This is a genomic window from Rhizobium sp. MHM7A, assembly GCF_005862215.1.
Classification (GTDB): Bacteria; Pseudomonadota; Alphaproteobacteria; order Rhizobiales; family Rhizobiaceae; genus Rhizobium; species Rhizobium bangladeshense.
Map to the genome: position 1 here is coordinate 268,959 of NZ_VCHT01000006.1, position 25,763 is coordinate 294,721.

General features: G+C 60.9%; 25 protein-coding genes. 16 read left to right on the forward strand and 9 right to left on the reverse strand.

Annotated elements, in window-relative coordinates; all coding sequences use genetic code 11:
• Positions 1-16 precede the first annotated feature (16 nt).
• Positions 17-1,162: a fatty acid desaturase family protein gene (locus FFR93_RS21465; protein WP_138394685.1), complete on the reverse strand. Its 1,146-nt coding sequence runs from the start codon at positions 1,160-1,162 to the stop codon at positions 17-19.
• 378 nt (positions 1,163-1,540) lie between these two features.
• Between FFR93_RS21465 and FFR93_RS41555 the strand changes: the two genes are divergently transcribed.
• Positions 1,541-2,113 carry a LacI family DNA-binding transcriptional regulator gene (locus tag FFR93_RS41555; protein ID WP_246661352.1) on the forward strand — a complete coding sequence of 191 codons (573 nt, stop codon included), beginning with the start codon at positions 1,541-1,543 and terminating at the stop codon, positions 2,111-2,113.
• The gene (locus FFR93_RS41560) at positions 2,089-2,613 is read left to right on the forward strand and encodes a substrate-binding domain-containing protein (RefSeq protein WP_246661353.1); all 525 of its coding nucleotides are present in this window, start codon (positions 2,089-2,091) and stop codon (positions 2,611-2,613) included. Before FFR93_RS41555 ends, FFR93_RS41560 begins: the two co-directional genes overlap by 25 nt.
• 75 nt (positions 2,614-2,688) lie before the next feature.
• Here the strand turns inward: FFR93_RS41560 and FFR93_RS21475 are convergent, their stop codons facing one another.
• Both FFR93_RS21475 and FFR93_RS21480 read right to left on the reverse strand, forming a co-directional pair.
• On the reverse strand, positions 2,689-3,177 hold the full coding sequence (locus FFR93_RS21475) for a 2,4'-dihydroxyacetophenone dioxygenase family protein (protein WP_064708350.1): 489 nt from the start codon (positions 3,175-3,177) through the stop codon (positions 2,689-2,691).
• 14 nt (positions 3,178-3,191) lie between these two features.
• Entirely contained in the window at positions 3,192-3,896 is a 705-nt protein-coding gene (locus tag FFR93_RS21480; RefSeq protein WP_138394686.1) for an SDR family oxidoreductase, read from the reverse strand.
• Between the two features lie 341 nt (positions 3,897-4,237).
• Between FFR93_RS21480 and FFR93_RS21490 the strand changes: the two genes are divergently transcribed.
• The 4 genes from FFR93_RS21490 to FFR93_RS21505 all read left to right on the forward strand — a co-directional run bounded on the left by FFR93_RS21490 (position 4,238) and on the right by FFR93_RS21505 (position 7,820).
• On the forward strand, positions 4,238-5,152 hold the full coding sequence (locus tag FFR93_RS21490; protein ID WP_064708348.1) for a metal ABC transporter substrate-binding protein: 915 nt from the start codon (positions 4,238-4,240) through the stop codon (positions 5,150-5,152).
• A 63-nt stretch (positions 5,153-5,215) separates the two neighbouring features.
• Positions 5,216-6,121 carry a manganese/iron ABC transporter ATP-binding protein gene (locus FFR93_RS21495; protein ID WP_064708347.1) on the forward strand — a complete coding sequence of 302 codons (906 nt, stop codon included), beginning with the start codon at positions 5,216-5,218 and terminating at the stop codon, positions 6,119-6,121.
• Complete coding sequence (gene sitC / locus FFR93_RS21500) at positions 6,118-6,978, forward strand: iron/manganese ABC transporter permease subunit SitC (RefSeq protein WP_064708346.1); 861 nt, start codon at positions 6,118-6,120, stop codon at positions 6,976-6,978. Before FFR93_RS21495 ends, sitC begins: the two co-directional genes overlap by 4 nt.
• Positions 6,975-7,820, forward strand: coding sequence for a metal ABC transporter permease (locus FFR93_RS21505; protein WP_064708345.1), 846 nt, complete (start codon positions 6,975-6,977; stop codon positions 7,818-7,820). The genes sitC and FFR93_RS21505 overlap by 4 nt, the downstream gene beginning before the upstream one ends.
• 324 nt (positions 7,821-8,144) lie before the next feature.
• Here the strand turns inward: FFR93_RS21505 and FFR93_RS21515 are convergent, their stop codons facing one another.
• On the reverse strand, positions 8,145-8,624 hold the full coding sequence (locus FFR93_RS21515; RefSeq protein ID WP_138394687.1) for a cupin domain-containing protein: 480 nt from the start codon (positions 8,622-8,624) through the stop codon (positions 8,145-8,147).
• 97 nt (positions 8,625-8,721) lie between these two features.
• On the opposite strand from FFR93_RS21515, the gene FFR93_RS21520 reads away from it, so the two are divergent.
• From FFR93_RS21520 to FFR93_RS21550, 7 genes are all read left to right on the forward strand, one after another.
• A complete protein-coding gene (locus FFR93_RS21520) occupies positions 8,722-9,690 on the forward strand; it encodes a LysR family transcriptional regulator (protein ID WP_138394688.1) in 969 nt (322 codons plus the stop codon).
• A 328-nt stretch (positions 9,691-10,018) separates the two neighbouring features.
• Positions 10,019-10,903, forward strand: coding sequence for a dihydrodipicolinate synthase family protein (locus FFR93_RS21525; RefSeq protein WP_138394689.1), 885 nt, complete (start codon positions 10,019-10,021; stop codon positions 10,901-10,903).
• A 7-nt stretch (positions 10,904-10,910) separates the two neighbouring features.
• Positions 10,911-11,588, forward strand: coding sequence for a GntR family transcriptional regulator (locus FFR93_RS21530; protein WP_171049232.1), 678 nt, complete (start codon positions 10,911-10,913; stop codon positions 11,586-11,588).
• Between the two features lie 54 nt (positions 11,589-11,642).
• Positions 11,643-12,971: a sugar ABC transporter substrate-binding protein gene (locus tag FFR93_RS21535; protein ID WP_138394690.1), complete on the forward strand. Its 1,329-nt coding sequence runs from the start codon at positions 11,643-11,645 to the stop codon at positions 12,969-12,971.
• Positions 12,971-13,909, forward strand: coding sequence for a sugar ABC transporter permease (locus FFR93_RS21540; protein WP_138394691.1), 939 nt, complete (start codon positions 12,971-12,973; stop codon positions 13,907-13,909). The genes FFR93_RS21535 and FFR93_RS21540 overlap by 1 nt, the downstream gene beginning before the upstream one ends.
• Positions 13,909-14,724: a carbohydrate ABC transporter permease gene (locus FFR93_RS21545; protein WP_138394692.1), complete on the forward strand. Its 816-nt coding sequence runs from the start codon at positions 13,909-13,911 to the stop codon at positions 14,722-14,724. The genes FFR93_RS21540 and FFR93_RS21545 overlap by 1 nt, the downstream gene beginning before the upstream one ends.
• Before the next feature lie 18 nt (positions 14,725-14,742).
• On the forward strand, positions 14,743-15,726 hold the full coding sequence (locus FFR93_RS21550; protein WP_138394693.1) for a sugar kinase: 984 nt from the start codon (positions 14,743-14,745) through the stop codon (positions 15,724-15,726).
• Positions 15,727-15,824: 98 nt separating this feature from the next.
• Here the strand turns inward: FFR93_RS21550 and FFR93_RS21555 are convergent, their stop codons facing one another.
• Genes FFR93_RS21555 through FFR93_RS21575 form a run of 5 tightly spaced genes read right to left on the reverse strand, consistent with a single transcriptional unit; the run spans position 15,825 to position 21,341 of the window.
• Positions 15,825-17,204 (reverse strand): flagellar biosynthesis protein FlgA, encoded by a 1,380-nt coding sequence (locus FFR93_RS21555; protein WP_138394694.1) that lies wholly within the window; start codon positions 17,202-17,204, stop codon positions 15,825-15,827.
• 13 nt (positions 17,205-17,217) lie between these two features.
• Positions 17,218-18,744, reverse strand: coding sequence for a tripartite tricarboxylate transporter permease (locus FFR93_RS21560; protein ID WP_138394695.1), 1,527 nt, complete (start codon positions 18,742-18,744; stop codon positions 17,218-17,220).
• 52 nt (positions 18,745-18,796) lie between these two features.
• Complete coding sequence (locus FFR93_RS21565; protein ID WP_138394696.1) at positions 18,797-19,297, reverse strand: tripartite tricarboxylate transporter TctB family protein; 501 nt, start codon at positions 19,295-19,297, stop codon at positions 18,797-18,799.
• Between the two features lie 24 nt (positions 19,298-19,321).
• Positions 19,322-20,305, reverse strand: a complete 984-nt coding sequence (locus tag FFR93_RS21570; RefSeq protein WP_138394697.1) for a tripartite tricarboxylate transporter substrate binding protein — start codon at positions 20,303-20,305, stop codon at positions 19,322-19,324.
• 52 nt (positions 20,306-20,357) lie between these two features.
• Complete coding sequence (locus FFR93_RS21575; RefSeq protein ID WP_138394768.1) at positions 20,358-21,341, reverse strand: 4-hydroxythreonine-4-phosphate dehydrogenase PdxA; 984 nt, start codon at positions 21,339-21,341, stop codon at positions 20,358-20,360.
• A gap of 159 nt (positions 21,342-21,500) precedes the next feature.
• Between FFR93_RS21575 and FFR93_RS21580 the strand changes: the two genes are divergently transcribed.
• From FFR93_RS21580 to FFR93_RS21590, 3 genes are all read left to right on the forward strand, one after another.
• The gene (locus FFR93_RS21580) at positions 21,501-22,211 is read left to right on the forward strand and encodes a GntR family transcriptional regulator (RefSeq protein ID WP_082930564.1); all 711 of its coding nucleotides are present in this window, start codon (positions 21,501-21,503) and stop codon (positions 22,209-22,211) included.
• A 289-nt stretch (positions 22,212-22,500) separates the two neighbouring features.
• Positions 22,501-25,089, forward strand: a complete 2,589-nt coding sequence (locus FFR93_RS21585) for a caspase family protein (RefSeq protein ID WP_138394698.1) — start codon at positions 22,501-22,503, stop codon at positions 25,087-25,089.
• 21 nt (positions 25,090-25,110) lie between these two features.
• The gene (locus FFR93_RS21590) at positions 25,111-25,749 is read left to right on the forward strand and encodes a tail fiber domain-containing protein (protein ID WP_138394699.1); all 639 of its coding nucleotides are present in this window, start codon (positions 25,111-25,113) and stop codon (positions 25,747-25,749) included.
• The last annotated feature ends 14 nt before the right edge of the window (positions 25,750-25,763 follow it).

The following is a 25,763-nucleotide window of genomic DNA, read 5'->3' on the forward strand; positions in this document are numbered from 1 at the left end:
CTCTGATGGCGCGCGATCATGCTGGGGATCTTTCCGGCACCGCCGCATGCAGCTCTTCGCGATAGGGTTTGGCCCCTTGCGGCAAGGTACGCTTGAGGTAATAGCCGGGCTCTCGCCTCTGCCGCATGATCGCCTGAAACATCTCGCGATAACCGTCCCAGATCGAGGTGTTGGCGGGCGGCAGGTCGTGCTTGATCACCTCGTGCAGCCTTGCCAGCGCATGGTAAGGCACCATCGGGAACATGTGGTGCTCGACGTGATAGCCCATGTTCCAATAAATGAAGCGACTGATCGGGTTCATATAGACGGTGCGCGAGTTAAGCCGATGGTCGAGCACATCCTCCGCAAGCCCCCCGTGCTGCAGGAGCCCGGTCATCACCATATGCCAGCAGCCATAGATGCGCGGACCGCCGATCAGCAGAAGCGGGATCGTGGCCTTCCAGCCTGCACCGGCCATAAGCATGCCCATCGAACTCAGCACAGCGGCGGCGTAGATTGCCATATGCACCCGCGCCCAGAACACTGCTTTCCGCCATTCGCTTTCGGGCACATAGTCCTTCTCGTCTGGCGAAAGGGTCCCGGCCGCATTGCGAGCGAGGGTCCTGAGGTTTTGCCAAACCTCGACCACGCCGGTATAGGCAAGCGCTTTCAGCGTCAGCGCAATCGGATGCATCCAGGCGATCTCGGGATCGCGACCGACGATGATCGTGTCGGTATGGTGGCGGGCGTGGCTCCAGCGCCAATTCACCGGATTGCGGGCCACCTGGAACGAACAGATGTGGTAAAGCACGTCGTTCATCCAGCGGGTGCGGAAGGCGGTGCCGTGGCCGCATTCGTGCCAGCGCGCATCGCAGGCCGAGCCATACATCACCCCATAGGCAAACCAGAACGGCACCGCCCACCAGCTACCCCAGAACCAGATGCCGCCAGCGGCAAAAGCCACGTGGAGAATGGCCCATAGGATGGTGTCGCGGATCGCCGGCTGGTCGCTGCGCTGCATCAATTCCTTCATCAGCTTGCGCGGCACTTCGGTATGGTACCATTCGGCCGCAGCAAGGCCGGCCTCAACGGCTCGCAGAGAGGAAGGCCCGGTCAAGCTGTAATCTCGAGGGGGTGCTGGATCCGGCCCAACCCTTTCGACATCGGTGGAAGGAACGCTCATGCGATCGCCTCTGGCTTTGAGGACAAACGGCGGGTGCGGAAGACGGCTCGACCGGTGTCACGCGCGCAGGTTTCATGTGTGCTGCCTCGCTCCGAACCCGTCACCCCTTTGTTCCTCCAGACGATATTTGCCCATCACGTCGAGCAGCGAACCCGCGGCGATTACCTTCATGCCGTGGATGCAGCTACTGATCCCGAGCCTGGCGCGTGGGTCGGACGTCCGCAACTCGATATCACATCAAATTACATCAGAAGATTCTTGGCTCTTATGATACTCGTGGCAGCAGGTTTCCAAAAAAAGTCAGATTTTTACGCCAGTTATGAATTTGTATCGGAAAAACTTCGGTGATGTAATTTAGTCGTGTCTGCTGATGCGATGATGGATTTTGCAGTATGCGGCATCTTCGGTGGAAGCCTGAGGGAGATCATGAAGAAAGCGACGATTACGGATATCGCTCGAAAGTCCGGTCTCTCGACTGCAACGGTCGATCGGGTACTGAACGACCGCGGGGGCGTCAGTGCAGCCAATCGCCAGAGGGTGCTTCGCGCCGCAAAGGAACTGGGCTATCTCCCGAGCGAGGGAATGCTCGCCTTGCCTTCCCGCCCGGCGCATCTGGAGTTCTTCATTCCGTTCGGGCACAACTCGTTCATGCAGGATGTCGCCAGGAAGATCACAGCCTTCGCATCGTCCCTGCCGCTCGTGGCGTCGTGCAATGTCACGGCGCTCGACGGCATTGATCCCGACGCGCTCGTGACGGCGCTCGAAGATCTTCCGCTCCAAACCAATGGCGTCGGGGTAATTACCGTAGACCATCCCAAAACGCGGCACGCAATCCGGCGCCTGTGCGAATCCGGCGTCCGCGTCGTCACCATCGTGAGGACGTTCTCTCGACCCCACGCTCCGCGTTCGTCGGCGTCGATAACCTGGTGGCGGGCCGAACCGCGGCGTTGATTATGGGGCTCATGTCACGGAGGGCGACGGGATCGATAGGCCTCTTTCTGGGATCGCGAACGCTCCATGGGCACCAACAGCGGGAATATGGATTCCGGACCCTTCTGGAGGAGCAGTTCAAGCATCTGACGATCCTTCCTGCAATCGAAACCCGTGACGAGAACAAGCTGTCCCGGCCGGCGATGGAACGGATACTACGCGACACCGCCGATCTCGTCGGCGTCTATTGTGTCGGCGCAGGCAGGGCTGGCATCGCCGAAGTGCTGCAAGCGGCGACAGGAACAAGACGTCCCTTCGTGATCATGCATGACCTCACCGACGCCACGCGGACATGGCTGGCCGAAGATCTGATCGACGTCGTGATCGACCAAAATGCGCGCCTGATCGGCGAGCAGGTCGTCATAAGGCTTCTCGGTTCGATCGCAGCAAGCACGCCAACCCTATCTTTGAAGAACATCGAGCCACGGATCATCTTTCGCGAGAATATTCCGGTCGTGTAGCGCGGAAAGTGCTTGCATAAGCGGCATCCCTTGGCCGTTTTCGGCGGCGGGAGTGGTTAGGATTTCACCCTCGCCCTATCGGACGAACTGGTTCACGAAATCGGCGCCGAGGCCGACCTTCTGATAATGGGCGGCGCACATGTCGATCTTGGTGAAGACATCCTCGAAGCCGGTGTGATCGCCGTTTTCATCGACATAGTACATACAGCCTGAAATGTTGAAGAACGTGATCATCTCCTCGACATCGTCAGGCACGGTCAGCGTATGCGTCTCGCCCGGCGGTTCGAAGACGTAGGATCCTTCGGTGGCGATCCAATCATGTTCGAGGTAGCGCCAGCGGCCCTTGATGACATAGCCGTGGACTGGTCCGGGGTGCCGATGACGGCTGAGAATGCCCGCGCGCCGCACCCGCAGGAGATTGCACCACCCGCCCTGCAGCGTGTTCAGCATCAGCGGGCGGAACCAGACATCGGGGGCCTGGGGAACCCAGATCCGTTCATCTTCGGGAACCGCCGCGACGACGATTTCGGGCGGCGACATAGGGTGGACAGATTGGTAGGCCATGGAACCTCTCTTTTTTAAGCTGCGGCATAGCCGCCATCGACCGGCAGGATGACGCCGGTCATGAAGCCAGCCGCTTCCGAGCACAGGAAGACGATCGGGCCGGCGACGTCTTCCGGTTTGCCCCAGCGGCGCATCGGGGTGCGCTGCAGGATGGGCTCTGCTCGGCTTGCGTCTTCGTAGAGGGGACGGGTCAGCTCTGTGGCAATCCAGCCGGGCGCCACGGCGTTGACCCTGATCTTGTCCGCCGCCCAGGCGACGGCCAGCGATTTGGTGAGCTGTGCGATGCCGCCTTTGCTGGCGGTGTAGGCAGGCACGGCAGGTCCGCCGAAGAAGGACAGCATGGAAGCGGTATTGACGATCGCGCCGCCCTCGCGCGCCAGCAGCGGCTTGGCCGCGACGCAAACTCGCATCGTGCCCGAGAGATTGACGTCGATGACCTCCGCGAAGGTGGCGGGATCGAATTCCGCGCCTCCGCGCCGGATGAGGCCGGCGCAGTTGACGACCCCATCGAGCCTGTCGAAGGAAGCGATCAGCCTCTCGACGGCGGCCTGATCGCGCACGTCGAGCACGACGCCGGCAAGTCCTTCCCTCTTCGGCATGGCATCGATTTCGGCGGCATCGATCCCGGTCGCCGTCACACGATAGCCTGCGTCCCGAAGCGCCAGGGCGGCCGCAAGACCGATGCCGCGACCGCCACCCGTCACCAGTGCATGTTTCATACGCCAACCTCTTTGCTCAGACATGCCAGAACCTCTTTTCTCACGGGAACAGGCGCTACCGCGCCATAGCCCCGCGTCGAAAGTGCCGCGGCTGCATTGGCATATCATGGGGCTCGCATCTCGATCCAAAAAAGTCCGCGCGGAGGATCGAGCCGCGTCACTGCCAATTTAGAACCATCTTGAGGGCGGCGTCGCAATCATTTTGCGTCCGACTGCGAAATCTTTATTGCAATTCATTCGCAATTGCAGAATATGGAAGACTGGAGTCATCTCTTTGCAGAGTCACGGGGAAGGCTCGAACCGCCAACTGCAATTAACTCTTAATAGCACCGGAGATATTCATGCTCGATAAGGTAAGACGGTCGATCCTGACGGGGATGATGGGAGCGGCGTTTGCGGCCGTGCTGACAGTCGTTCCGGCGTCGGCGCAGGAAAAATTCAAGGCGGTAACGACATTCACCGTCATCGCCGACATCGCCAGGAACGTTGCGGGTGACGCGGCTGTCGTCGAATCCATTACCAAGCCCGGCGCCGAGATCCACAATTACCAGCCGACGCCGGGCGATATCCAGCGCGCCCAGGGCGCGCAGCTCGTCCTGTGGAACGGCCTCAATCTGGAGCGTTGGTTCGAGAAGTTCTTCCAGAACCTGAAGGACGTGCCTGAAGTGGTGGTCTCGACAGGCGTCGAGCCGATGGGCATTGCCGAAGGACCTTATCAGGGCAAGCCGAATCCGCACGCCTGGATGTCGCCGGCGGCGGCACTGATCTATGTCGACAATATCCGCGATGCCTTCGTGAAGTACGATCCTGCCAATGCCGCGATCTACAAGACGAATGCCGAGGCTTACAAGGAGAAGATCAAGGCGACCGTCGAGCCCATCAAGGCACGGCTTGCCGCCGTACCTGAGGCCAAGCGATGGCTGGTATCGAGCGAAGGCGCCTTCTCCTACCTTGCCCGCGATTTCGGTTTGAAGGAACTGTACCTGTGGCCGATCAATGCGGATCAGCAGGGAACGCCGCAGCAGGTGCGCAAGGTGATTGACGCCGTTCGCAAAAACGGCATCACCGTCGTCTTCTCCGAGAGCACGATCTCGTCCAAGCCTGCCGAACAGGTGGCGCGTGAGACAGGCGCCAAATATGGCGGCGTTCTTTACGTCGATTCGCTGAGCGAGGCCGATGGTCCGGTTCCGACCTATCTCGATCTCCTCAAGGTCACGTCGGAAACCATCGCCAAGGGCCTGGCGTCCTCGTCCTGATCAGGCGACAGGGACCTCGCCCGCGGGCGGGGTCCAGATTCACGTGTTCATGGGGGTGTTTCAATGAGTGTTCAACCCGGCCGGCAGAAGCAGGTCGACTCCGGCTTCGAGGGGACCGGGATTCTGGTGGACGGCGCGACCGTCACCTATCGCAACGGCCATACGGCATTGCGCGACGCGAGTTTCGTCACCCCCACCGGCACGATCACCGCATTGGTCGGCGTCAACGGCTCGGGAAAATCGACCCTCTTCAAGTCAATCATGGGCTTCATCCGCCTCGCCAAGGGCGATATCCGCGTGCTCGGCATGCCGGTCAAGGACGCGCTGCGAAAGAACCTCGTTGCCTATGTGCCGCAGTCGGAAGAGGTCGACTGGAACTTCCCCGTTCTGGTCGAGGACGTCGTGATGATGGGTCGTTACGGCCATATGGGCATTATGCGTATCCCCAGCGCCGCCGACCACCAGGCGGTGGCGGCGGCACTTGCCCGCGTCAACATGAGCGAATTCCGCAAACGGCAGATCGGCGAGCTCTCCGGCGGCCAGAAGAAGCGGGTCTTCCTCGCCCGCGCGCTGGCACAGGACGGAAAAGTGATCCTGCTCGACGAGCCGTTTACGGGCGTGGACGTCAAGACCGAGGAGCAGATCATCAAGCTGCTTCGCGAACTGCGCGACGAGGGCCGCGTGATGCTGGTTTCGACGCATAATCTCGGCTCCGTGCCCGAATTCTGCGACCGGACCATCCTGATCAAGGGCACGGTACTCGCCTATGGCCCGACCTTCGAGACCTTCACCCAGGAAAACCTGGAGAAGGCATTCGGCGGCGTGCTGCGCCATTTCGTCCTGAACCAAGCCCCGAGCGGCAGACCGACATCGATCGGCCTGATCAGCGACGACGAACGGCCCCTGGTGTTTCGCGAAGGCAAGGCGACCGCGGGCGCATCGGACGGGGAAGACGGAGGCTGGGAATGACGGCCATTCTCACCGAACCCTTCACCTACAACTACATGCTGAACGCCATGTGGGTCTCGGCCCTCGTCGGCGGCGTCTGTGCCTTTCTCTCCTGCTACCTGATGCTGAAAGGCTGGTCGCTGATCGGCGATGCGCTCTCGCATTCAATCGTCCCCGGAGTGGCGGGCGCCTATATGCTCGGCCTTCCCTTTTCCATCGGCGCCTTCTTTTCCGGCGGGCTTGCCGCCGCCGCCATGCTTTTCCTCAATCAACGCACCAAGCTCAAGGAAGACGCCATCATCGGCCTGATCTTTTCCTCCTTCTTCGGGCTCGGTCTGTTCATGGTGTCGCTGAAGCCGGCGGCTGTGAACATCCAGACGATCGTCCTCGGCAACATTCTCGCCATCACACCCGAGGATACGCTCCAGCTCGCGATCATCGGCTTCCTGTCGCTGGCCGTCCTGCTCGTCAAATGGAAGGACCTGATGGTCACCTTCTTCGACGAGAACCATGCCCGGTCGATCGGTCTCAATCCGACCGTACTCAAGATCATGTTCTTCACGCTGCTTTCCGCCTCGACCGTCGCGGCACTGCAGACAGTCGGCGCGTTCCTGGTCATCTGCATGGTGGTGACACCGGGCGCGACCGCCTATCTGCTGACGGATCGTTTCCCGCGGCTCCTGCTCATCGCGGTCACGATCGGCTCGATCACCAGCTTCGCAGGCGCCTATGCGAGCTACTTCCTCGACGGAGCGACCGGCGGCATCATCGTCGTGCTGCAGACAGCGATCTTCCTGCTAGCCTTCTTCTTCGCCCCGAAGCACGGAATGCTTGCCGCACGCCGAAGGGCCGCGCTAGCCCTGGAGGCGGCGCGATGAGTATCATCGATACGCTGCTTTCGCCTTTCCAGTTCGAATTCATGGTCAACGCGCTTGTGATCTCGATGCTGGTCGCCGTGCCGATGGCGCTTCTGTCCTGCTTCGTGGTGCTGAAGGGCTGGTCGCTGATGGGCGATGCGATCAGCCACGCGGTCTTTCCCGGCGTGGTCATCGCCTATATCGTCGGCTTTCCCTATGCCGTTGGCGCCTTCGTGGCCGGCATGTTCTGCGCCATCGCCACCGGCTTCCTGAAGGACAACAGCCGCATCAAGCAGGACACCGTGATGGGCATCGTCTTCTCCGGCATGTTCGGATTGGGCCTGGTGCTCTACGTTAAAATCCAGACCGACGTGCATCTCGACCACATCCTGTTCGGGGACATGCTCGGCGTCTCCTGGCGCGACATTGGGCAGGCGGCCGTGATCGCTGCGATCACCGCGGGCATTCTCGGCGTCAAGTGGAAAGACTTTCTGCTGCATGCTTTCGATCCGACGCAGGCAAAGGCGGTGGGACTGAGGATCGGTGTCTTGCATTATGGACTGCTTGCTCTGATCTCACTCACGATCGTCGGCGCCCTGCAGGCGGTCGGCATCATCCTTTCGATCGCCATGCTGATCGCCCCGGGCGCCATCGCATTTCTGCTGACCCGCAAGTTCAGCACAATGCTCATTCTGTCGGTCGCCATCGCCGTTACCGGCTCCTTCGCGGGTGTCTACCTCTCCTTCTTCATCGACAGCGCTCCTGCTCCGACGATCGTGCTCGTGCTCTCGATCGTTTTCGTGCTCGCCTTCCTCCATGCCACACGTCAGGCCGCCCGAGTTGACGCCACCGAAACGGTTTAGCTGTTTTGGACGGACCTTCTGAGCGGATCGAGGATCAAGCGTTTGGGCTGTGAATCTCATGCTTTGCAGATGAACTCGTAGGGTGTGAGCCCCTTGGGGATCTTAAGCCCACGGCCGAATTTGCAAACGGCGAGGAATCGGCCTGGTGCTGGCGCAGTTGCACGGCCCCTCGCCAGCGAGGTCATTGCCGGTGCCGCCGACGGCGACTTTGCCGAAGACGCGTAAGCGTCCTCTCGCGCCAATGTCCGTCGTTCGGCATTGGCTGAAGTCCGCGTCGACTTATCGCGAACTTCGAGTGTCCAGGAGGGCTGATGGGCGACCCACTCATGAGACCGGCGGCCCGACGATATCTATCTTGTTGGCCGCACAGATCGCAACCAGTCTCTCGATCATTTCGGAGCTTGGCGTCATTGCCTCCGGCAGATTTGGCCTTTCCGCGGTACGACTAGCCTGGCGCAGCATGGTCTCGAAGTCCGAGCCTTGCATAATCGTCAGGCAGTGGGCGCCCTCCGTGCTTTCGACGCGGAAGGCGTGCGGCACGCCTTTGGGCGCCATGACAGTATCGCCTGTGCCAGCAGTGATCTCCTGGTCGCCGACCCGGAAGCGCATCACGCCGCCGAGAATATGAAACACCTCATCTTCGCGCTGATGAATGTGCAATGGTGGCGCCTCGCCAAAGGGCATCCAGTGCTCGATGACAGAAATGCCATCCGATCCGGATTGGCTCGAAAGCTTGACAGAGACAACCGTATTGCCGAACCACAGCAGATTGCCGGTTGCCTGGGGATCGATATGCATGCTCATGTGCGTTCCTCTAACGATTTCGATTGCGAATGCACTGGACGTACGATCCGTCTCGGCATTGATCCAATCGAATGATCTTATGGAGACAATCCAAGCCATGAATTTCAACGCTCTCGATCTCAACCTGATCCGGGTCTTCGACGCGCTGATGCGCGAGCGAAGCGTGACGCGGGCGGGCGATCGGATTGGGCTGTCGCAGCCGGCAGTAAGCGCGGCGCTCAACCGCCTGCGGCATGTTTTCAATGACAATCTGTTCGTTCGACACGGAAGCGAAATGCAGCCGACGCCGCTGGCATCGGAATTAGGCGAGCGCGCGCGCCTGGCCTTAGCGGAGATCGAAGGCATGGTTCGCACGGTGCGCGGGCTGGAGTTGGGTGAACTCGACCGCACGTTCACGCTGATGGGCGCCGATTTCTTCTCGACCCTGCTCATGCCCTTTCTGTCGCACAAGGTCTATATGCAGGCGCCGGCGGTGAAGATGCGTCTGCTTGATAGTGCGCGCGGCGAAGTCGCCCGCCTGCTACAGGATAACGCTGTGGATATGGCGCTTGAACGGCCTTTGGACATGCCGGGATGGATATCGAAGGAACTGCTGTTCCGCTCGCCGTTCGTCATCATCGCTTCCGCGGACAATTCTGCACTCGCAGACCTTCCGGAAGGAGCGGTTATGCCTCTATCAATCTTCTCGTCGCTACCGCATGTGATCCGCTCGATAGACGGCACTTTCAGGGGTATGGTCGACGACGCGCTGGCGACGCATGGCCTGAAGCGTCAGGTCACGCTTGCCTTGCCGCATTTCCATGCTGTTGCGTCGGCGATCGCGCAAAGCGCGCACATAGCTGCCGTTCCGCTCCAATTCGCCGATGCGGTTAAGACAAATCTCCGCCTACGCTGCTTCTTGCCGCCGATCGACGTGCCGGTGCCAGATGTCAATCTCTACTGGCACTCGCGCTACGACGAAGATCTCGCGCACCGCTGGATGCGAGACCAGATCCTTCAAGCGGTGGCCGCGCTGAATTTTCCGATCAACGAAATGGGTAACGCCACGTCAGTCGAGCTGAGCTAGCACTGGGATCGCAATCCATCTGGATGCTGCAATGACCGGTGCCGGTGTCGCTTGAGAGACCTTTCTCGGCGTGCGGCGCGAACAGAGGACGAACCGCACCGGAATCGAGCCGAACACGTCAAATCCCTGTTCACTAGTTGCATCGGTACCAAGCTCGGCTACCGGGTTTCTGCCTTGGCCGAAGATAACAATCTTGCGGGGGCTGAGGACCGTTCGATGAGAGCGCGCGCCACTGCGAAGACTCTCATCGGCCTCCTGCCGCGCGTCCTCCCTTTACAACTAACATGTCAGTCTGCTACTGCTGACCAATTACCTGGGAGGAATGAGGTTGACATCAAAATTCGGGCTTTCCGTAGCCCTCGCCACGCCATTCAGCGAGAATGGAAATATTGCGATCGAGGCGATGATCGCGCAGGCTCGGCGGTGCCTTGCTGCCGGATGCTCCAGCGTGACGCTGTTCGGGACGACGGGTGAAGGCCCTTCCATCGGGAACGGCGAACGGCAGCGTGTTTTGGCCGCCTTCCTCGATGCCGGCATTGCGCCTGGCAACATCATCGTCGGCGTGCTCGTTGATGCCGCCGAGGATGCGGCGATGCAGGCCAGTCAGGCTCTTTCGCTAGGCGCCCGCAATATCCTTCTTGCCCCGCCGTCCTACTTTAAAAACGTCAGCGACGACGGCGTCTTCCAGTGGTTTACCGCCGTATTCGCCCTGCTGGGCGACAAGGCGCGCGATATCATCGTCTACAATCTTCCTTCGGTGACCATGGTGCCGCTGAGCGTGTCGCTGATCGGCCGGCTGCGGACCGCCTTTCCTCATATCGTCATGGGCGTGAAGGATTCCTCCGGGGACTGGCCTTACACCGAAGCGCTCCTGAAAGCGCATAGCGATCTCATCATTCTGGTCGGCGACGAGCGGCACCTTGCAAAGGCCGTGCGGCTCGGCGGCCGGGGTGCTATATCGGGCATGGCGAATTTTGTGCCACGCGAACTCAAGCCCATGGCCGAGGAGGGCAGGGACGACGCCCGCGTCGAGGATTTCGTGGTCGAATTGCTGAAACATCCCGTCATTTCGGCCGTGAAGGCGATGGTCGCGCGCACGACGTCGGAGGAGACTTGGATCGCGGTTCGTCCGCCGCTCATTCCGATCTCAGGCGAAGCGCAGGGGCAGCTCGCTCTGGCCTTCGACAGACTTTTCCGCTCGAAAGCCGCATAGGTCGGGCATGTTTGTGGAGGAGGCGATGGACGGAACGGAGGAGCAGCCGACACTGCGGGAAAAGGCCTATGCGAGCTTCACGCGCCATCTCCTTGCACGTGACGTGCGTCCCGGCCAGTTCGTTTCGCAACGCCGCCTCGTGGAACTGACGGGGCTGCCGCTCGGTGCCATCCGCGAGCTCATCCCCCGGCTCGAAGCCGAAGGGCTGATCAAGACCGTGCCGCAGCGCGGTTTGCAGATCGCTCACATTGATCTCAACCTCATTCGCGAAGCCTTCCAGCTGCGCGTATTCCTGGAAAAGGAAGCCGTCGCGCTCTTCACCCGGTCCGCGTCGGACGAGACGATCGCAAAGCTCCTGAAGCAGCATCGGGATATCGCCGACGCCATTCGCAGCGGCGACGGATCTCATGAGCTGGAGCTGCGGGCGCAGGCCGTCGACTGGGGCATGCATGACGCCTTTATCGATGCGCTTGGAAATACCATCATCTCGAACGCCTATCGCGTGAACTCGATCAAGATGCGCCTGATCAGCCAGGACCGCTTCCGCATCGACGGTCACGTAGGGCCCGTCATGGGCGAGCACCTGAAGGTGCTCGAGGCGATCGAACGACGCTCGGCGGAGGACGCCGTCAACAGCCTTGTCGCACACATCAATCATGCAAGGGATCGTGCGCTCGGGATATAATCGAGAATGAACAGCCGGGGATGAGGAGATCGCCGGCATAAGGAGGAGGACGACATGCCATCATTCTTCAACCCGACCAGGCGCGGCTTTCTGGCCGGCACAGCCGCTCTTGGGACCAGCAGCATGCTCGGCATGCGGCCGGCAGCCGCCGCGGTCGACTGGAAACGCTTTGCCGGCACCACGCTTGAGGTAAATCTGGTCAAGAGCCCGCGCAGCGAAATCCTGACCAAGTACCTGTCTGAATTCGAGGAGCTCACCGGCATCAAGGTCAATGCCGAAGCAACGCCCGAACAACAGCAGCGCCAGAAGACGACGATCGAGCTGAGCTCGGGGAAACCGAGCTTCGACGTCGTGCACATGAGTTACCACGTCCAGAAACGGCAGTTCGAAAAGGGCGGCTGGCTTGCCGATATCGGCGGCTTCCTCAAGGACGCCTCTCTGACGGACCCGTCTCTGGTGGAAAGCGATTTCGCCGAAGCCGGCCTGGCCTTCGCCAAGGATTCCGACGGCGTTCTGCGTTCACTGCCTTTCTCGGTCGACTACTGGATCATCTATTGGAACAAGGCGCTGTTCGAGAACAAAGGGCTTGCTTACCCTACGAGCTTCGAAGAACTGGCAACTGCGGCGGAGGCGCTGACAGATCCCTCGACCAACACCTACGGCTTCGTCGCCCGCGGTCTGAAGAACGCCAACACGCCGGTCTGGACGACGTTGCTGCTCGGCTATGGCTCGAGCCCGCTCGGCCCTGACGGCAAGCTGCGCACGACGTCGCAGGAAGCGATCGATGCGGCCAAGCTTTATCAGAGACTGATGACCAAGACCGCCCCTCCCGGCGTCTCCGGCTTCAACTGGGCCGAGGCGCAGTCGGCCTTCCTGCAGGGCAAGATCGGCATGTGGCTGGATGGCGTCGGTTTTGCGCCGCCGATCGAGAATCCGGAAAAGTCGCGCGTCGTCGGCAAGGTCGGTTACGGCGTTATGCCGAAGGGTCCGAAGGCACAGGCCGCAGGCACCTTCGGCGACGGGCTCGGCGTCGTCGCGGCGAGCCAGAAGAAGGAAGCCGCTTACCTGTTCTGCCAGTGGGCGATTTCGCATGAAATGGGCGCGCGCCTGCTGCAGGCCGGCGCCGGCGTTCCATTCCGCCAGTCCGTCCTTGCGGATGCGAAGGTCCGCGAAGGCGTGAAGATGCCGGGGGAATGGCTGGATGCAGTTGCCGGCTCCGGCAAGATCTCGCAGCTCGCGCTGCCGGTCATCATTCCGGTCACCGAGTTCCGCGACATCTATGGCGTCGGTCTCACCAACATGATCGGCGGCGCCGATCCTGAAACCGAACTGAAGACTGCAACTGCACAGTTCGAACCCGTCCTGGCGAAAAGCGAGGGATAATGGCCGCCGCAGGCATCGAAACGGCCGCTATGGCCAAGACGTCGAAAGGAAGGAGCAAACCGGATCGGTTTGCTCCCAACTACTGGCCCTTCGTCATCCCGGCGCTCATCGTCATCTCAGCCGTTATCGTCTTTCCATGGGTGTTCACCGTGTGGATGAGCGTCAACAGCTGGACGCTCGGCCAGTCGCAGGTCTTCGCGGGGCTCGACAATTATATCAGACTCGCCGTCGACATGCGCTTTTGGGAGTCTCTGTGGCACACGGTGCTCTATACGACGCTCTCCGTGGTGGTTCCCCTTTTTCTGGGGACACTCGCCGCACTGATCTTCGATGCCCGATTTCCGCTGCGCGGTCTCATTCGAGGCATATTCGTGATGCCGATGATGGCGACCCCCGTCGCCATCGCGCTCGTCTGGACGATGATGTACCATCCTCAGCTAGGCGTGCTCAATTATCTCCTCTCCTTCGTCGGCATCGGGCCACAGGAGTGGATCTACAACCAGCGCAGCGTCATCCCCTCGCTGGTTTTGGTCGAAAGCTGGCAGTGGACGCCGCTTGTCATGCTGATCGTGCTCGGCGGCCTGGCGGCGGTTCCCCGAGAACCGTATGAGAGTGCCGAGATCGACGGCGCCAATGTCTGGCAGAAATTCCGCTATCTGACGCTGCCGATGATCGCGCCGTTCCTGATGATCGCGGTGATCATCCGCAGCATCGATGCTGTGAAGAGCTTCGACATCATCTATGCCATGACCCAGGGCGGCCCCGGCACGGCTTCGGAAACAATCAACATCTATCTCTACAACACCGCCTTTGCCTATTACGACATCGGCTATGGCTCGGCCATGGCAGTCGTCTTTTTCATCCTCATCGTCCTGCTCTCCTTCGTCCTTATGATGATCCGGCAGCGCGTGAACTGGTCCGACGGGGAGGCACGCTGATGAAGCGCAGGACGCTCGACCGCATCGGACTGCTGTTCGTCGCACTGGTGATGATCTCGCCGGTGGTCCTGTTCTTCCTCTGGATGATCTCGCTGTCGCTGAAATATGAGATCGACAACGGCGCCTATCCGCCGATCTTCATCCCGGAGCGTTTCGCCTGGACGAACTATCTGAAGGTCTTCGAGGAGAACAACTTCTTCCTCTACCTCTGGAATTCACTGCTGGTGACCGGATCGGCCACGCTCCTGGCGCTCTTGATCGGCGTGCCCGCGGGCTATGGCATTGCGCGATTGAAGGCGGAAAAATCGGCGATGGTCATCATGATCGCGCGCATGACGCCGGGCCTGTCGTTCCTCATTCCGCTGTTCCTGCTGTTCCAATGGCTGAACCTGCTCGGCACGCTGATGCCGCAGATCATCATCCATCTCGTTGTCACCGTGCCGATCGTCGTGTGGATCATGATCGGCTATTTCGAGACGACGCCGATGGAGCTGGAAGAGGCTGCAAGCATCGACGGCGCCACGCCCTGGCAGGTCTTCCGTCTGGTCGCCCTGCCGATCGCAAGGCCCGGAATCGTCGTCGCCTTCATCTTGTCGGTGATCTTTTCCTGGAACAACTTCGTCTTCGGCATCGTGCTCGCCAGCCGCGAGACCCGCACGCTTCCCGTCGCCGTCTACAATATGCTCTCCTTCGAGCAGGTCAGCTGGGGTCCACTCGCAGCAGCCGCATTGATCGTCACCTTGCCGGTGTTGATCTTGACCGTGTTTGCGCAGAGGCAGATCGTGGCCGGCCTGACGGCGGGGGCCGTCAAGTAAGCAAGTGAGACAGAAATCTTGACGGCTTCTTCCGCCTTCGCGCCTACTCCTGAGCCGGCACCCGATCCGCCACGCCGCGTGCTCTGCATCGGCGCGGCGGTGCTGGATACACTGTTCCGCGTGCGTTCTTTGCCGACCGGTCAGGGCAAAATCCTGCCCTACGAAATGCTGCAGGTCGCCGAAGGCATGGCGTCGAGCGCAGCGTTCGCCGTCGCCCGGCTCGGCGGCCGCGCCGTTCTCTGGGGCGCGGTTGGCGACGATGTCACGGGCAAGCGCATTATTTCCGATCTCGGCGATAGCGGCATCGACACGAGCGGCATGACGGTTGTGCAGGGCGCCCGCTCCGCCGTCTCGACGATCCTCATCGATGATGAAGGCGAGCGTCTGATCGTGCCCTTCTACGACGAGCAGCTCCACCATACGGTCAGGCCGGTCACCGAGCGGCAGATTTCTGCTTTCGATGCTGTGCTTGCCGATGTCCGATGGCCGAGGCTTGCGCTGGGGGCGTTGGTTGCAGCTGGCAAGGCTGGCAAACCGGCCATACTCGATGGCGACGTTGCGGGCGAGGGCGTCATCGAGATGCTGGCGCCGGCGGCCAGCCACATCGTTTTTTCACAGCCTGCGGCCGAGCGGCTCGCCGGGACGGCGGATCTCGTCGAGACCGTCGGCCTGCTGAAGCGGAAATTCGGACATGCCTTCATCAGCGTTACGGCTGGCGAAAACGGCTCCCTATGGTTCGACGACCCGAACGGCGAGATCCGTCACCTTGCTGCTCCGAAGGTGAGAGCAGTCGATACGCTTGCGGCAGGCGACATCTTCCACGGCGCTTTCGCGCTGGCGATCGCGGAAGGCATGCCGATCGAAGAGACGATGCGATTGTCATCAATGGCGGCGGCTCTCAAATGCCAGGTGTTCGGCGGACGCATCGGCGCACCCACCAGAGCCCAGGTTTGCGATGCTCTGCGAGATTGGAACATTGGCGCCGTCCCGGCAGACAAGTGAAATCGAGAACGGGCGGAAGCGCGCCGCGACGCCGCCAGCACTTCGAAAACTGGGAGGCTGAAGCAGGACCAATATGCGCCTAGCTCCTCCGTCGGCCTTTATCCGCCAAAAAAGATTGCATCCTGCTGTCTGCGCAACCTTAGAAGATGCGAGCTCGGATCGAGTTCGAGGTCGCCGATCCGGACGGGTTCGCCATGGTGCACTGGTCTGACCAGCCTGCGATTGGCGGCGATGTAATAGGGCGCAGGCCCGTCGTTTGCAAGCGGCGCCGCCGGGACAAGTGCTGATCCGACATGCTGAATTGCATGATGGTGGCCGGTCGCCGAAAGCAGAGTCCCAGCGGGAAGGTCCTGCTCGGTGATGGCAATCAGGTCAAGACGGGGCTTTGGATCCGGTGCGCCGCTCGAGCGTTTCAGCAAGCCTGCGTCGAGAATACTGGTCGCCGCCTCGAGACCCAGAAGATGGCGTGGAAGATAGATCATGGCCGTCTTCCGGTCGCGGCTCAGAATATGGCCCTTCTGGGCCAGCATGTCCCAGCTATCGGCGTCGCGGCAGCGCACCACGATGAAGACACCGCCGGCGAAACTCACTTCTCCGGCCAAGCGCAGGCAATGGAAAACCTCGAGCCGACGATCTCCGGCAAGAACGCCGCCCTCATGGCGCCTGGAGAAGATTGTCGGCACCTCGACGATCCGGGCGATCGGGCAATGGAAATCCGGCCGGTCGGGCACGAGGTCGATGGAATGGCTGACCACGCCCATCTCGCAAAGATCGGGAACCGCCCTTTGCGGCAGCCGCACGGCTGCCTCGGCACGGGCGTTGATCAAGGCGTCAACGTCCGACTGGCCGAGATCCAGCAGATCCGAAAACCCAGAAACCGAAATGGTTTCGCCATTGCTCGTCAGAGTTTCGGAGGCAGGATCGAAGACGAAATCGTATTCACTTGCCTTGCCGGCCGCAATGATTTCGAAACCGAGCAATTCGGCCCAGGTCACCAGATCGATAAGCAGGCTCGGCTGGTCGCCGTCAACCGGGGTTACAACCAAGCCCTGGGCCGCAGCACGGTGCGCGAGGCCGGGGCCAACCACGCTGTCGACCTCCTTGCTGACCAATGCGACATCGCGGCCGTTTGCCACTGCCATATCGGCGTGGCGAGCGCCTGCCTCCGGATTGCCGGTCGCCTCCACCAGAAGATCGAAGGGCCGATCGATGACATGGGCGAGATCGCCTGCCGCGATGATCTGAGCGGCGGCAAAAGCCCGCTCAGCTGTTTCGGCGTTCTCGCACACCGCAATATTGTGCTCCGGAATGCCTGCCGCGATAAGGGCGGCCGCGGCCTGGCTTGCGTTGATATCGACCGCGATCCGGATATCCAGGCGGGGAACACGGTGCGCGAGCAGACTGCGTCCGAAGGCGCCGGTGCCGACCAGGCAGACGGACACTTTGCCTTCGGCGGGATAGAGGGTGTGGCGATACATGAAGAGCTCGTTTTCAGCTTGCGTTGGAAGTGTTTTCGCGACCGCGGCGGATCAGGTTGCGCAGGCCCATGGCTTTGCCGATCAGAGGCCATGCGAGCATCAGGATGCCGAGGCCCATGATGCTGAAGACGAGGGGATTGGACCAGAAGATCGAGAGGGAGCCGTCGTACATCAGCATCGATTGGCGGAAGGCATCCTCGGCCTTGTCGCCGAGGACCATCGCAAGCACCAGCGGCGCAATCGGATAATCGAGCTTCTTGAACACGTAGCCTGCGACGCCGAAGATCAGCACGAGCCACATGTCGAAGGCGGAATTGGCGATTTGATAGGCGCCGGAGAAGATGACGGCGACGATGATGGGACCGATTATCGCGAAGGGGACGCGCAGGATGGCGGCATAGAGCGGCACTGTGCTGAGTACGAGCAGGACGGCAACGACATTGCCGAGATACATTGAGGCGATAAGACCCCAGACGAAATCCGGTCGGTCGATGAACAGCATCGGTCCCGGCGTCAGCCCCCAGATCATCAGCCCGCCCATCATCACTGCCGCGGTAGCCGAGCCGGGTACGCCGAGCGCCAGCATCGGAAGCAGAGCCGAGGTGCCGGCCGAATGATCGGCAGCTTCGGGACTGACGATGCCGCGAGGATCACCCTTGCCGAGCGTCTCGGGATTGCGGACGAAGCGCCGCGTCATGCCATAAGCCATGAAGGATGCTGCAGTCGGGCCGGCCGGCGTGATCCCCATCCAGATTCCGATCAGGATGGACCTCCCGATCGCCACCGCGTGCCGGGGAATTTCAGCCACCGTGCGCAACACGTCGAGAGGGCGGATATGGGCCTTTATGCCTTGGAAGCGGAGTCCCTCTTCGGTGGTGAGGAGGAGTTCGCCGATGCCGAACAGGCCCATTACTGCCACCAGAAAGGACACGCCCTTGATGAGATCGGGGACGCCGAAGGTAAGGCGCAGCCCGCCGGAAATCGTGTCCATACCGACGGTTGCAAGCGCAAAGCCGAGCATCATGGATACGAGCGTCTTGGCTGGTGCATTGGCACCCATGCCGATGAAACTGGCGAAGGCGAGGAAATAAACGGCGAAGAATTCCGGTGACGAGAATTGCAGCGCGAAACGCGCGACCCAGCCCGACAGTAGGGTGATCATGATCACGCCCGCGATAGCGCCGATGCCGGCGGATACGAAGGCCAGGGTGAGTGCGCGCGTGGCCTGGCCGCTGCGGGCCATCGGGTAGCCGTCGAAGGTGGTGGCGACCGAGGAGGGTTCGCCTGGAATGTTGAACAGGATCGATGTTGTCGAGCCGCCGAAAAGCGCCCCCCAATACATGCAGGAAAGGAGAACGATGGCAGAAACCGGGTCCATGGTGAAGGTAAGCGGCAGGAGGAGCGAAACACCGTTGGGAGCTCCGAGGCCGGGCAGGACGCCAACGAGGATGCCGAGCATTACGCCAACCATCATGATGATGAAATGATGGCCGCTGATGACCGTGGCGAATCCGTCGAGCAGATGGCCGAAATTCTCCATGAAACTTCCTCCCAAACGATAGTGGCGAGCCGCACGTGAGCGGCCAGCCCGCTCAGTAGATGCCGAGCCAACCTTCGACCGGTCCCTTCAGCAACGGCACTTGAAAGGCGATTTCGAAGACCAGATAAAAGGCGGCAGCAACCGCCGCGCCGCCGAGAACAGCCGCCCACCAGCGATATCGCCCCTGCCAGATCATGACGCCCGAGACGTACAGCAGCGTTGCCACATAAAGGCCCAGCAAGAGGGCTGCGATGACGAAGCCGACGAGGGGCAGGGCGAAGGCGAGAACCGGCCTTGCGCGTTCGACGTCGAGAAAGACGTCTTCGCGCCAGTTTCGGCTGACGATAGCGCGAGCCAGGTTAGCCAGGCTGCCCAGGATGATGAGCAGCCCGATATAGAAGGGGAAATAGCCGGGTGCCGGACCGGTTTCGGTCCAGCCTGTGCCGATCTCGGCGGCGCCGTAACAGACCGCACCGCCCGCCGCCGCGGTGGCGATCGCGGTGGCGATCTCCATTGTCCGGCGGCTGAGATGCCTTTTGCTGTCGTCAGTCATGGCAAGCTCCTCGAACTGGGTAGGTTACTTGATGAGCCACCCTTCGCGCTTGAGCACCTGGGAAACGCTCGCCTTATCTTTTTCGATGTAGCCTTGAAATTCTTCGCCGACCATGAATTGCCCGGTGAGCGAGGTCTTGGTGAGATATTCCTGCCATTCGGGTGTCTCGCTGACCTTTTTCAAAACATCGCGGTAGAAGGCGACCACATCTTCCTCGACGCCGGCCGGCAGCCAGACGGTGCGCGGCATGCGGTAGTTTTCCAATGGAATGCCGGCTTCCTTGCATGTCGGAATGTCGTGCCAGCCCTTGCCGTCATGGACGGCATCACTTTGCGGAAAGCGATCCGGTCGGAAGACGCAGAGCGGCTTGACCATGCCGGCCTGCCACTGTCCACGATTCTCGTTCGGATTGTTGACGTTGGCGTCGATATGGCCCCCGGCAAGCTGCGTCGTGGCCTCGCCACCACTCTTGAACGGGATGTAGCGGAACTCCGCGCCAACTGCTTCGGCAAGCGAGGAGACCAGGATCTGATCGGTGTCTTTCGACTGGCTGCCGCCGAACTGGATGGAGCCCGGCTTCGCCTTCGCGGCCTCGACGAAACTTGCTGCGTCGGCAATTTCGGACTTGCCGTTGACCCAAATCAGGAACTCGTCGAGCGCCATGGCGGCAATCGGAGTGAGGTCCTCCGGCTTGTAGGGAACGGCTGCCACACTCGGCAGCAGATATTCGTTGTTGGTGCCGAAGGTCAGCTTGTAGGGGTCGCCCTTATGACCAGCAGCGTAGACGAAGCCTTCTGCGCCGCTGCCGCCGCCCTTGTTGGTCACGACAATCGAGGTGTCGATCAGCTCATGTTTCGTGATGATAGACTGAACCGTGCGGGCAAACGTATCCGTCCCGCCACCGGGACCGGAGGTAACCACGAACTCCACGGGCCTCTTCGGCTCAAAAGCCAGTGCCGGTGTGGCAACCGCGACCGCCAGCGTCATCGCAGAGAAATATTTCAGCATGTCAGTTCCTCCCTTGTAATGTCGGCGCCCTCCAGCGCCTGCGAAATCACGTCTATTCAGCGGGCGCTCGTCTCCGCTCAGCCATTCTTGCGGCCAAAAACACTGCCTCGCGAGAGGCACCGACATCGGCGATGCCGCGACCCGCGATGTCATAAGCGGTTCCATGCGCGGGGGTGCAGAGTGGGAACGGCAGTCCACCGATCATGGTGACGCCCTTGTCAAAGCCCATCATCTTCATCGCGATCTGGCCCTGGTCGTGATACATGGTGAGGACCGCGTGAAAGCCTTCCTTAAGACCGCGCAAGAAGACGGTATCTGCCGGGAAGGGACCGTCTACATCCATACCGAGCGCCTGGGCGGCCTTCACCGCCGGCTCGATGATCTCGATTTCCTCCATGCCGAAGCTGCCACCGTCACCAGCATGCGGATTGAGACCGGCGACCGCGATCCGGGGCCGATCGAAGCCGGCCTGCCGCAGGCATTCCCCTGTCAGCTTCAATTCGGCCAGGATAGCCTCCCGGGAGAGATGAGACGCCACCGCAGAAAGCGGGATATGTGAGGTAACGCGGGCGTTCCAGATGCGCTCCAGCACGTTGAACTCCCGCATCTTGCCGGGATAGCTGAGGACATCCGAAACGAAGCGGATCTCGTCATCGTATCCCGGATAGGCGTAACGCATCGCCTTCTTGTTGAAGGGCGTGAAGCAGACTCCGTCGCAGCGGCCTTGATGGGCAAGTTGCAGGGCGAAACGGAAGTTTTCGACCGCGAATTGACCGCCGATAAGCGTGGCTTCGGAGACGGTTACGTCTGCTGGGTCGAGATGCCCAAGGTCGATGAAAACATGGCCGCTTGCCGGCAGGTCGGGAATGTCGTGACGGCATGCGAGCTGGAGATCGAGAGCGACACCGGCGATATCGGCGCCCTTTCTCAGGACGCGCTCGTCGCCGATCGCGATGAAGCGGCAGACATCGCGCAGCTCAGGAAGCGCCAGCAGGCGGGCCGTCAACTCGGGGCTGATTCCCGCCGGGTCTCCCATCGCCAATGCCAATGTCGGACGCCGCCCCGCTGCCCGAGCTTCAATGTTCAGTGCGTCCACTATGCTTGCCTCCACCCCGATTACGCGCAAATCGCATTCTGTATTCTGTATACATAATTATTCGTACATTGTGAAGACCCCTTCTGATGGCATAAGGTGATGTGGACGAAGCAACACTGGATTGAGGATCACACCTTGGACGGCACGGCCGAAAGAGCAGCAGGACGCGGTATTATCGAACGGCAGTCGCTCCATCAGGAGATCGTCAGCCGGCTGCGCGACATGATCATCGAGGGAGAATTGCAGCCGGGGGAGCGCCTTTACGAAATCCCGCTCGGCGAATCGCTGGGCGTGTCACGCACGCCTTTGCGCGAAGCATTAAAATCGCTGGCCAGTGAAGGGCTGGTGGAACTCGCTCCGGGTCGTGGTGCGGTGGTCCGGCAGTTCACCCGCAAGGATGTGCACGACATGCTGGTGCTGATCAGGTCGATGGAGGAACTGGCTGCGCGTCTCGCCTGCGAGGTGGCAAGCGACGAGGATATCAGGCGTGTGCGCGAGCTTCATGACCGGATGAGGGCCCATTACGAAGCCGGTGAGAGGATGGAATACTATAAGCTCAACCAGCAGATACATAGCTCGCTTGTGGCGCTTGCCGATAATCCCCACCTCTCGGCTTTCCATGCCACTCTGCAGGCGCGGCTGAAACGCATCCGCTTCATCGGCCACGAGGGGCCGGAGCGGTGGGCCGCGGCCATGGCCGAGCACGAGGACATCGTAGCAGCACTGGAAAAGCGCGACGTAGAAAGGCTCGTCGAGATCATCGGCAAGCACTTGCATAATGCCTGGCTGCGGGTGCGGGATGCGGTCTGAGCCGAAAAGGCTGGCCCCGCTACCTCGCGCCGGATCCTTATCGGACCAATGATTTCCCAATGCAGGAGCGACACGCCGGCGATCTCGCGGCGGACAGAGGAATATCCTGCATTCACACGAAGAGCATCGGAGCGTTCAGGCGCGGGAGATGTACTACTAAATCACCCATATTTCTTGGGAGCCCTCCAATTGCTTTGAAAGCTAACAAACTTGCTTTTTTACAGTGGCGGGAATATTTTTATTTTGCCGGTCAATAAATCATCCAACCAGTATTATCTGCGGTGGAGCTATGCCCGAGTTTCACGGAAAGAACAGCCTTGCGGCTATACTGCTGATCTTCCTGACAGCATTGGTCTTTCTCGGGCTCGGACGACCCGCTGCCGCGGCACCCGATGAACAGGATGGCCGGCGGGTTGCATTGATCGTCGGAAATTCCGTTTATAAGACGCTACCCTCATTGCCTAACCCTGCAAACGATGTCCAGGAAGTCGCGAACACGCTGCGCAAGGCAGGTTTCGACATCACGATCGGCATCAATGTGGACCGGATCGGGCTTGAGGACACGGTGCGCAGCTTCCTCCGCTCGGCCAATAATGCGGAGGCCGGTCTCATTTATTATTCCGGCCACGGCATCCAGGTCGGCGGACAGAATTTCATCGTGCCGGTCGATGCCACGCTGGAGACTCCCTATGACGTCGAGACGCAGACCATGCCGCTCGACCTCATCCTCAACCACCTCAAGCAGAATTCGCGCGTGCAGCTGATCTTCCTCGATGCCTGCCGCAACAATCCATTCAATGCGCAGAAATTCTGGATGGCGCAAAAGTTGGAACCGGTCGGCGCCACGCGAGGTCTTGCCCGCATCGACAGCGACCTTGGCAGCCTGATCGCCTTTTCCACGGAACCCGGCCAGGTGGCGCTCGATGGCGAGGGGGCGCTGAGCCCCTATTCCGAATCCTTCATCAAGCGCGCCAGCGAGCCCAACAAAGAAATCCGCCAGGTGCTGACCGATGTGCGTCGCGACGTCATCGCCATGACCAAGGGCAAGCAGGTGCCGTGGGAAAACTCCTCGCTGATGGACAGCTTCTATTTCATTCCGGCGCCGCCGCCGCCGAGCGTCGAGCCGATGCAGCAGGTGAGCGTGCCGGAGGGTGTGGCCGCGACCAAGCTGCCGATCGCGCCGCCGCATGACGAAACCGGCTCGGCGCTGCTGGTGACCCTGAACCAGCTTCCGCAGACAGGCCGACTGAGCTTCGAAGGCAAGCCGGTGGAGCAGGGCGCCAAGATGCCTGCCGCGGCGCTGACCGCGCTCTCTTACGACTCGACCGGCGTTGCCGCCGGGACCGTAGGCCTGATCGGCTATACCGTCAGCGATCCCTATGGCCAGGCGACGCAAGGCGTAGTCGCCATCACTGTCTCGGCGGATGCCGGCGCCAAGCTCGCCCAGCTCGAACAGGAAAAGCAGGCGCGGCTTGCCGATGCCGGCGCCTATCTGAAAGCGCTGCCGCGTGACGTCGAGACAACGATCGGCGTCGGTCCCGTCGAAGCCGGCCTGCCTGAAGTACCCGCATCGGCTGCGGAAATGACCTTCAAGGTCGCTGCCCTGCCCGACAAGGGCACGCTGCGTGCCGGAGACCGGGTGATCGGGCCCAGCCACGTGCTTGAAGCAAAGGATATTGCGGCACTTTCCTACGAGCCGCAGATCGGCACTGAAAACCAGCCTTTCGCGCTGACACTGCAAGCCGCCAACGACGATTTGCCGCCTGCCACCGTTACCTTCAAACCGACGCTTGATGACTGTGATACCGCAGCCGCCGCCCCCCTCGACCTGCAGGGAGTGACCGCGGGCAAGCTGCCGAACGAAATCGATCCCGCCATCGCGCTGCCTGCGTGCAGCGAGGCAATGAAGACCTATCCCGAGGTCGCCCGCTTCGTCTATCAGCTCGGCCGCGCACAGCTTGCCAACCGCGAGACGAAGGCGGCTTTTGCGACGATCAAGAAGGCGATGGATGCCGGGCATGTCAGGGCGATTTCCGAACTCGCCTCGCTCTATCTCGTCGGAGCGTCTGTGCCGGCAAATCCCGGCAAATCAAGCGAGATAGCCGCCATCGGCGCGAAGAAGGGGGATCCCTACGCGCTCTATGCCTATGGCAAAAGCCTCTATTATGGCCGCGGTGTGAAAGCCGACACCGAGGAAGGCCTGAAGCTTATGCTCCAGGCAGCCGACCTCGGCCACACTTACGCCATGAACGAACTCGGCTACATTTTCTCGAACGGCGTCAACGTCCCATCCGACATGGAACGCGGCATTCGCTTTTACGAGTCGGGTCTCAAGAGAGACGACATATATTCGATGAACAGCCTCGGGATGATTTATCGCGCAGGCAAAGGCGTGCCGCAGAACCTGGAGAAGGCGCTGGAGCTTTTCAAAAAGGCAGCGGACGGCGGCCAGCCTTATGCCCCGCGGAACATCGGCCTCATGTATAGAGACGGCTTAGGGGTGCCTAAGGACGAGGCTGCAGCCGTTTCATGGCTGGAAATGGGCGCGGAGCGCGGCGATTATTGGAGCGCGTTCGAGCGGGCCAAGATGGCCAAGGCTGACGGTTCGGATGCGGAAAGCCTTGTGACCGCCGCTCGCTATTTCGCTCTTGCAAGCGCGCTCAACAGCCCCGGCACCGGCGATCCTAAAAAGCAGTCCGACAAGGAGCTCGCATCCTTGGCTGACTCCGCCAAAAAGAAGGCTGCAGAGGCGTTTTCGGCGGAATTGACTCCTCAGGAACTGAAGGCTCTGCCGAAGACGAAGTCAATCAACGAGAGGCTGACGCTTCTTGCGAAAGCGACCTGGGCAAAGCGAAATCCGCGATATGATCTTTTTTAAACGGTGACCCGGGGGCCTGACATGACCAGCAAAGTCTTCATCCGTGTACTCCTCTGCTCGACCTTCATCGCAGGCTCCGGCGTCATGTTGCAAGGCTGCATCTTTGACCCGGGAGGCAAGACGCTCTTCGCCACTCAAGAGCCGGCGCAGCCGGCACGCAAAAAGGCGCCAACCGTCAAAAGGGCCGTCGCCACGAGTGATGACCGGGAACCGGCTTTTGCTCGTTCGGAAAGGGGTTCCGGTTCGGACAGCTCTTCCGGGATGGGCGGCGGCAATGACTCCGGGGGCAGCGACTCCGGCGGCAGCGATCCTGGCGGCGGCGGTACCGGGTGGGACTCAGACCGCCGGCTGAAGACGGATATTCGTCGCCTCGGCACATCTCCTGCCGGCATCCCGATCTATGCATTCCGCTACATCTGGGGCGGACCGCTCCTTGTCGGCACGATGGCGCAGGATCTTTTGCTGATCAGGCCGGACGTCGTGTCTCGAGGTGCAACCGGATATTACACCGTCGACTACGACCAGCTCGATATCAAAATGATATCGATCCCGGATGAGCTTTCGCTTGTTTCACCGGGAGTAGCCGCTGCAGTCGGCGCACTTTCGGCCGACGCCGCAAAGACGCAGCCTTTGATCAGACTTCCGGACCTTGCCTTGTAAAATGTTCGGTTGAC

Coding starts and splice junctions, on each gene's coding strand:
- FFR93_RS21515 (WP_138394687.1), bottom strand. CDS start 8,624: ATGAGCATGCATATCGATCCCCAGGCAACCGGCAATCTGCTGTGGTTC.
- sitC (WP_064708346.1), top strand. CDS start 6,118: ATGACGGCCATTCTCACCGAACCCTTCACCTACAACTACATGCTGAAC.
- FFR93_RS21505 (WP_064708345.1), top strand. CDS start 6,975: ATGAGTATCATCGATACGCTGCTTTCGCCTTTCCAGTTCGAATTCATG.
- FFR93_RS21490 (WP_064708348.1), top strand. CDS start 4,238: ATGCTCGATAAGGTAAGACGGTCGATCCTGACGGGGATGATGGGAGCG.
- FFR93_RS21555 (WP_138394694.1), bottom strand. CDS start 17,204: ATGTATCGCCACACCCTCTATCCCGCCGAAGGCAAAGTGTCCGTCTGC.
- FFR93_RS41555 (WP_246661352.1), top strand. CDS start 1,541: ATGGATTTTGCAGTATGCGGCATCTTCGGTGGAAGCCTGAGGGAGATC.
- FFR93_RS21540 (WP_138394691.1), top strand. CDS start 12,971: ATGGCCGCCGCAGGCATCGAAACGGCCGCTATGGCCAAGACGTCGAAA.
- FFR93_RS21560 (WP_138394695.1), bottom strand. CDS start 18,744: ATGGAGAATTTCGGCCATCTGCTCGACGGATTCGCCACGGTCATCAGC.
- FFR93_RS21480 (WP_138394686.1), bottom strand. CDS start 3,896: ATGAAACATGCACTGGTGACGGGTGGCGGTCGCGGCATCGGTCTTGCG.
- FFR93_RS21565 (WP_138394696.1), bottom strand. CDS start 19,297: ATGACTGACGACAGCAAAAGGCATCTCAGCCGCCGGACAATGGAGATC.
- FFR93_RS21535 (WP_138394690.1), top strand. CDS start 11,643: ATGCCATCATTCTTCAACCCGACCAGGCGCGGCTTTCTGGCCGGCACA.
- FFR93_RS21575 (WP_138394768.1), bottom strand. CDS start 21,341: ATGGGAGACCCGGCGGGAATCAGCCCCGAGTTGACGGCCCGCCTGCTG.
- FFR93_RS21545 (WP_138394692.1), top strand. CDS start 13,909: ATGAAGCGCAGGACGCTCGACCGCATCGGACTGCTGTTCGTCGCACTG.
- FFR93_RS21465 (WP_138394685.1), bottom strand. CDS start 1,162: ATGAGCGTTCCTTCCACCGATGTCGAAAGGGTTGGGCCGGATCCAGCA.
- FFR93_RS21495 (WP_064708347.1), top strand. CDS start 5,216: ATGAGTGTTCAACCCGGCCGGCAGAAGCAGGTCGACTCCGGCTTCGAG.
- FFR93_RS21580 (WP_082930564.1), top strand. CDS start 21,501: ATGTGGACGAAGCAACACTGGATTGAGGATCACACCTTGGACGGCACG.
- FFR93_RS21585 (WP_138394698.1), top strand. CDS start 22,501: ATGCCCGAGTTTCACGGAAAGAACAGCCTTGCGGCTATACTGCTGATC.
- FFR93_RS21520 (WP_138394688.1), top strand. CDS start 8,722: ATGAATTTCAACGCTCTCGATCTCAACCTGATCCGGGTCTTCGACGCG.
- FFR93_RS21475 (WP_064708350.1), bottom strand. CDS start 3,177: ATGGCCTACCAATCTGTCCACCCTATGTCGCCGCCCGAAATCGTCGTC.
- FFR93_RS21590 (WP_138394699.1), top strand. CDS start 25,111: ATGACCAGCAAAGTCTTCATCCGTGTACTCCTCTGCTCGACCTTCATC.
- FFR93_RS21530 (WP_171049232.1), top strand. CDS start 10,911: ATGTTTGTGGAGGAGGCGATGGACGGAACGGAGGAGCAGCCGACACTG.
- FFR93_RS21570 (WP_138394697.1), bottom strand. CDS start 20,305: ATGCTGAAATATTTCTCTGCGATGACGCTGGCGGTCGCGGTTGCCACA.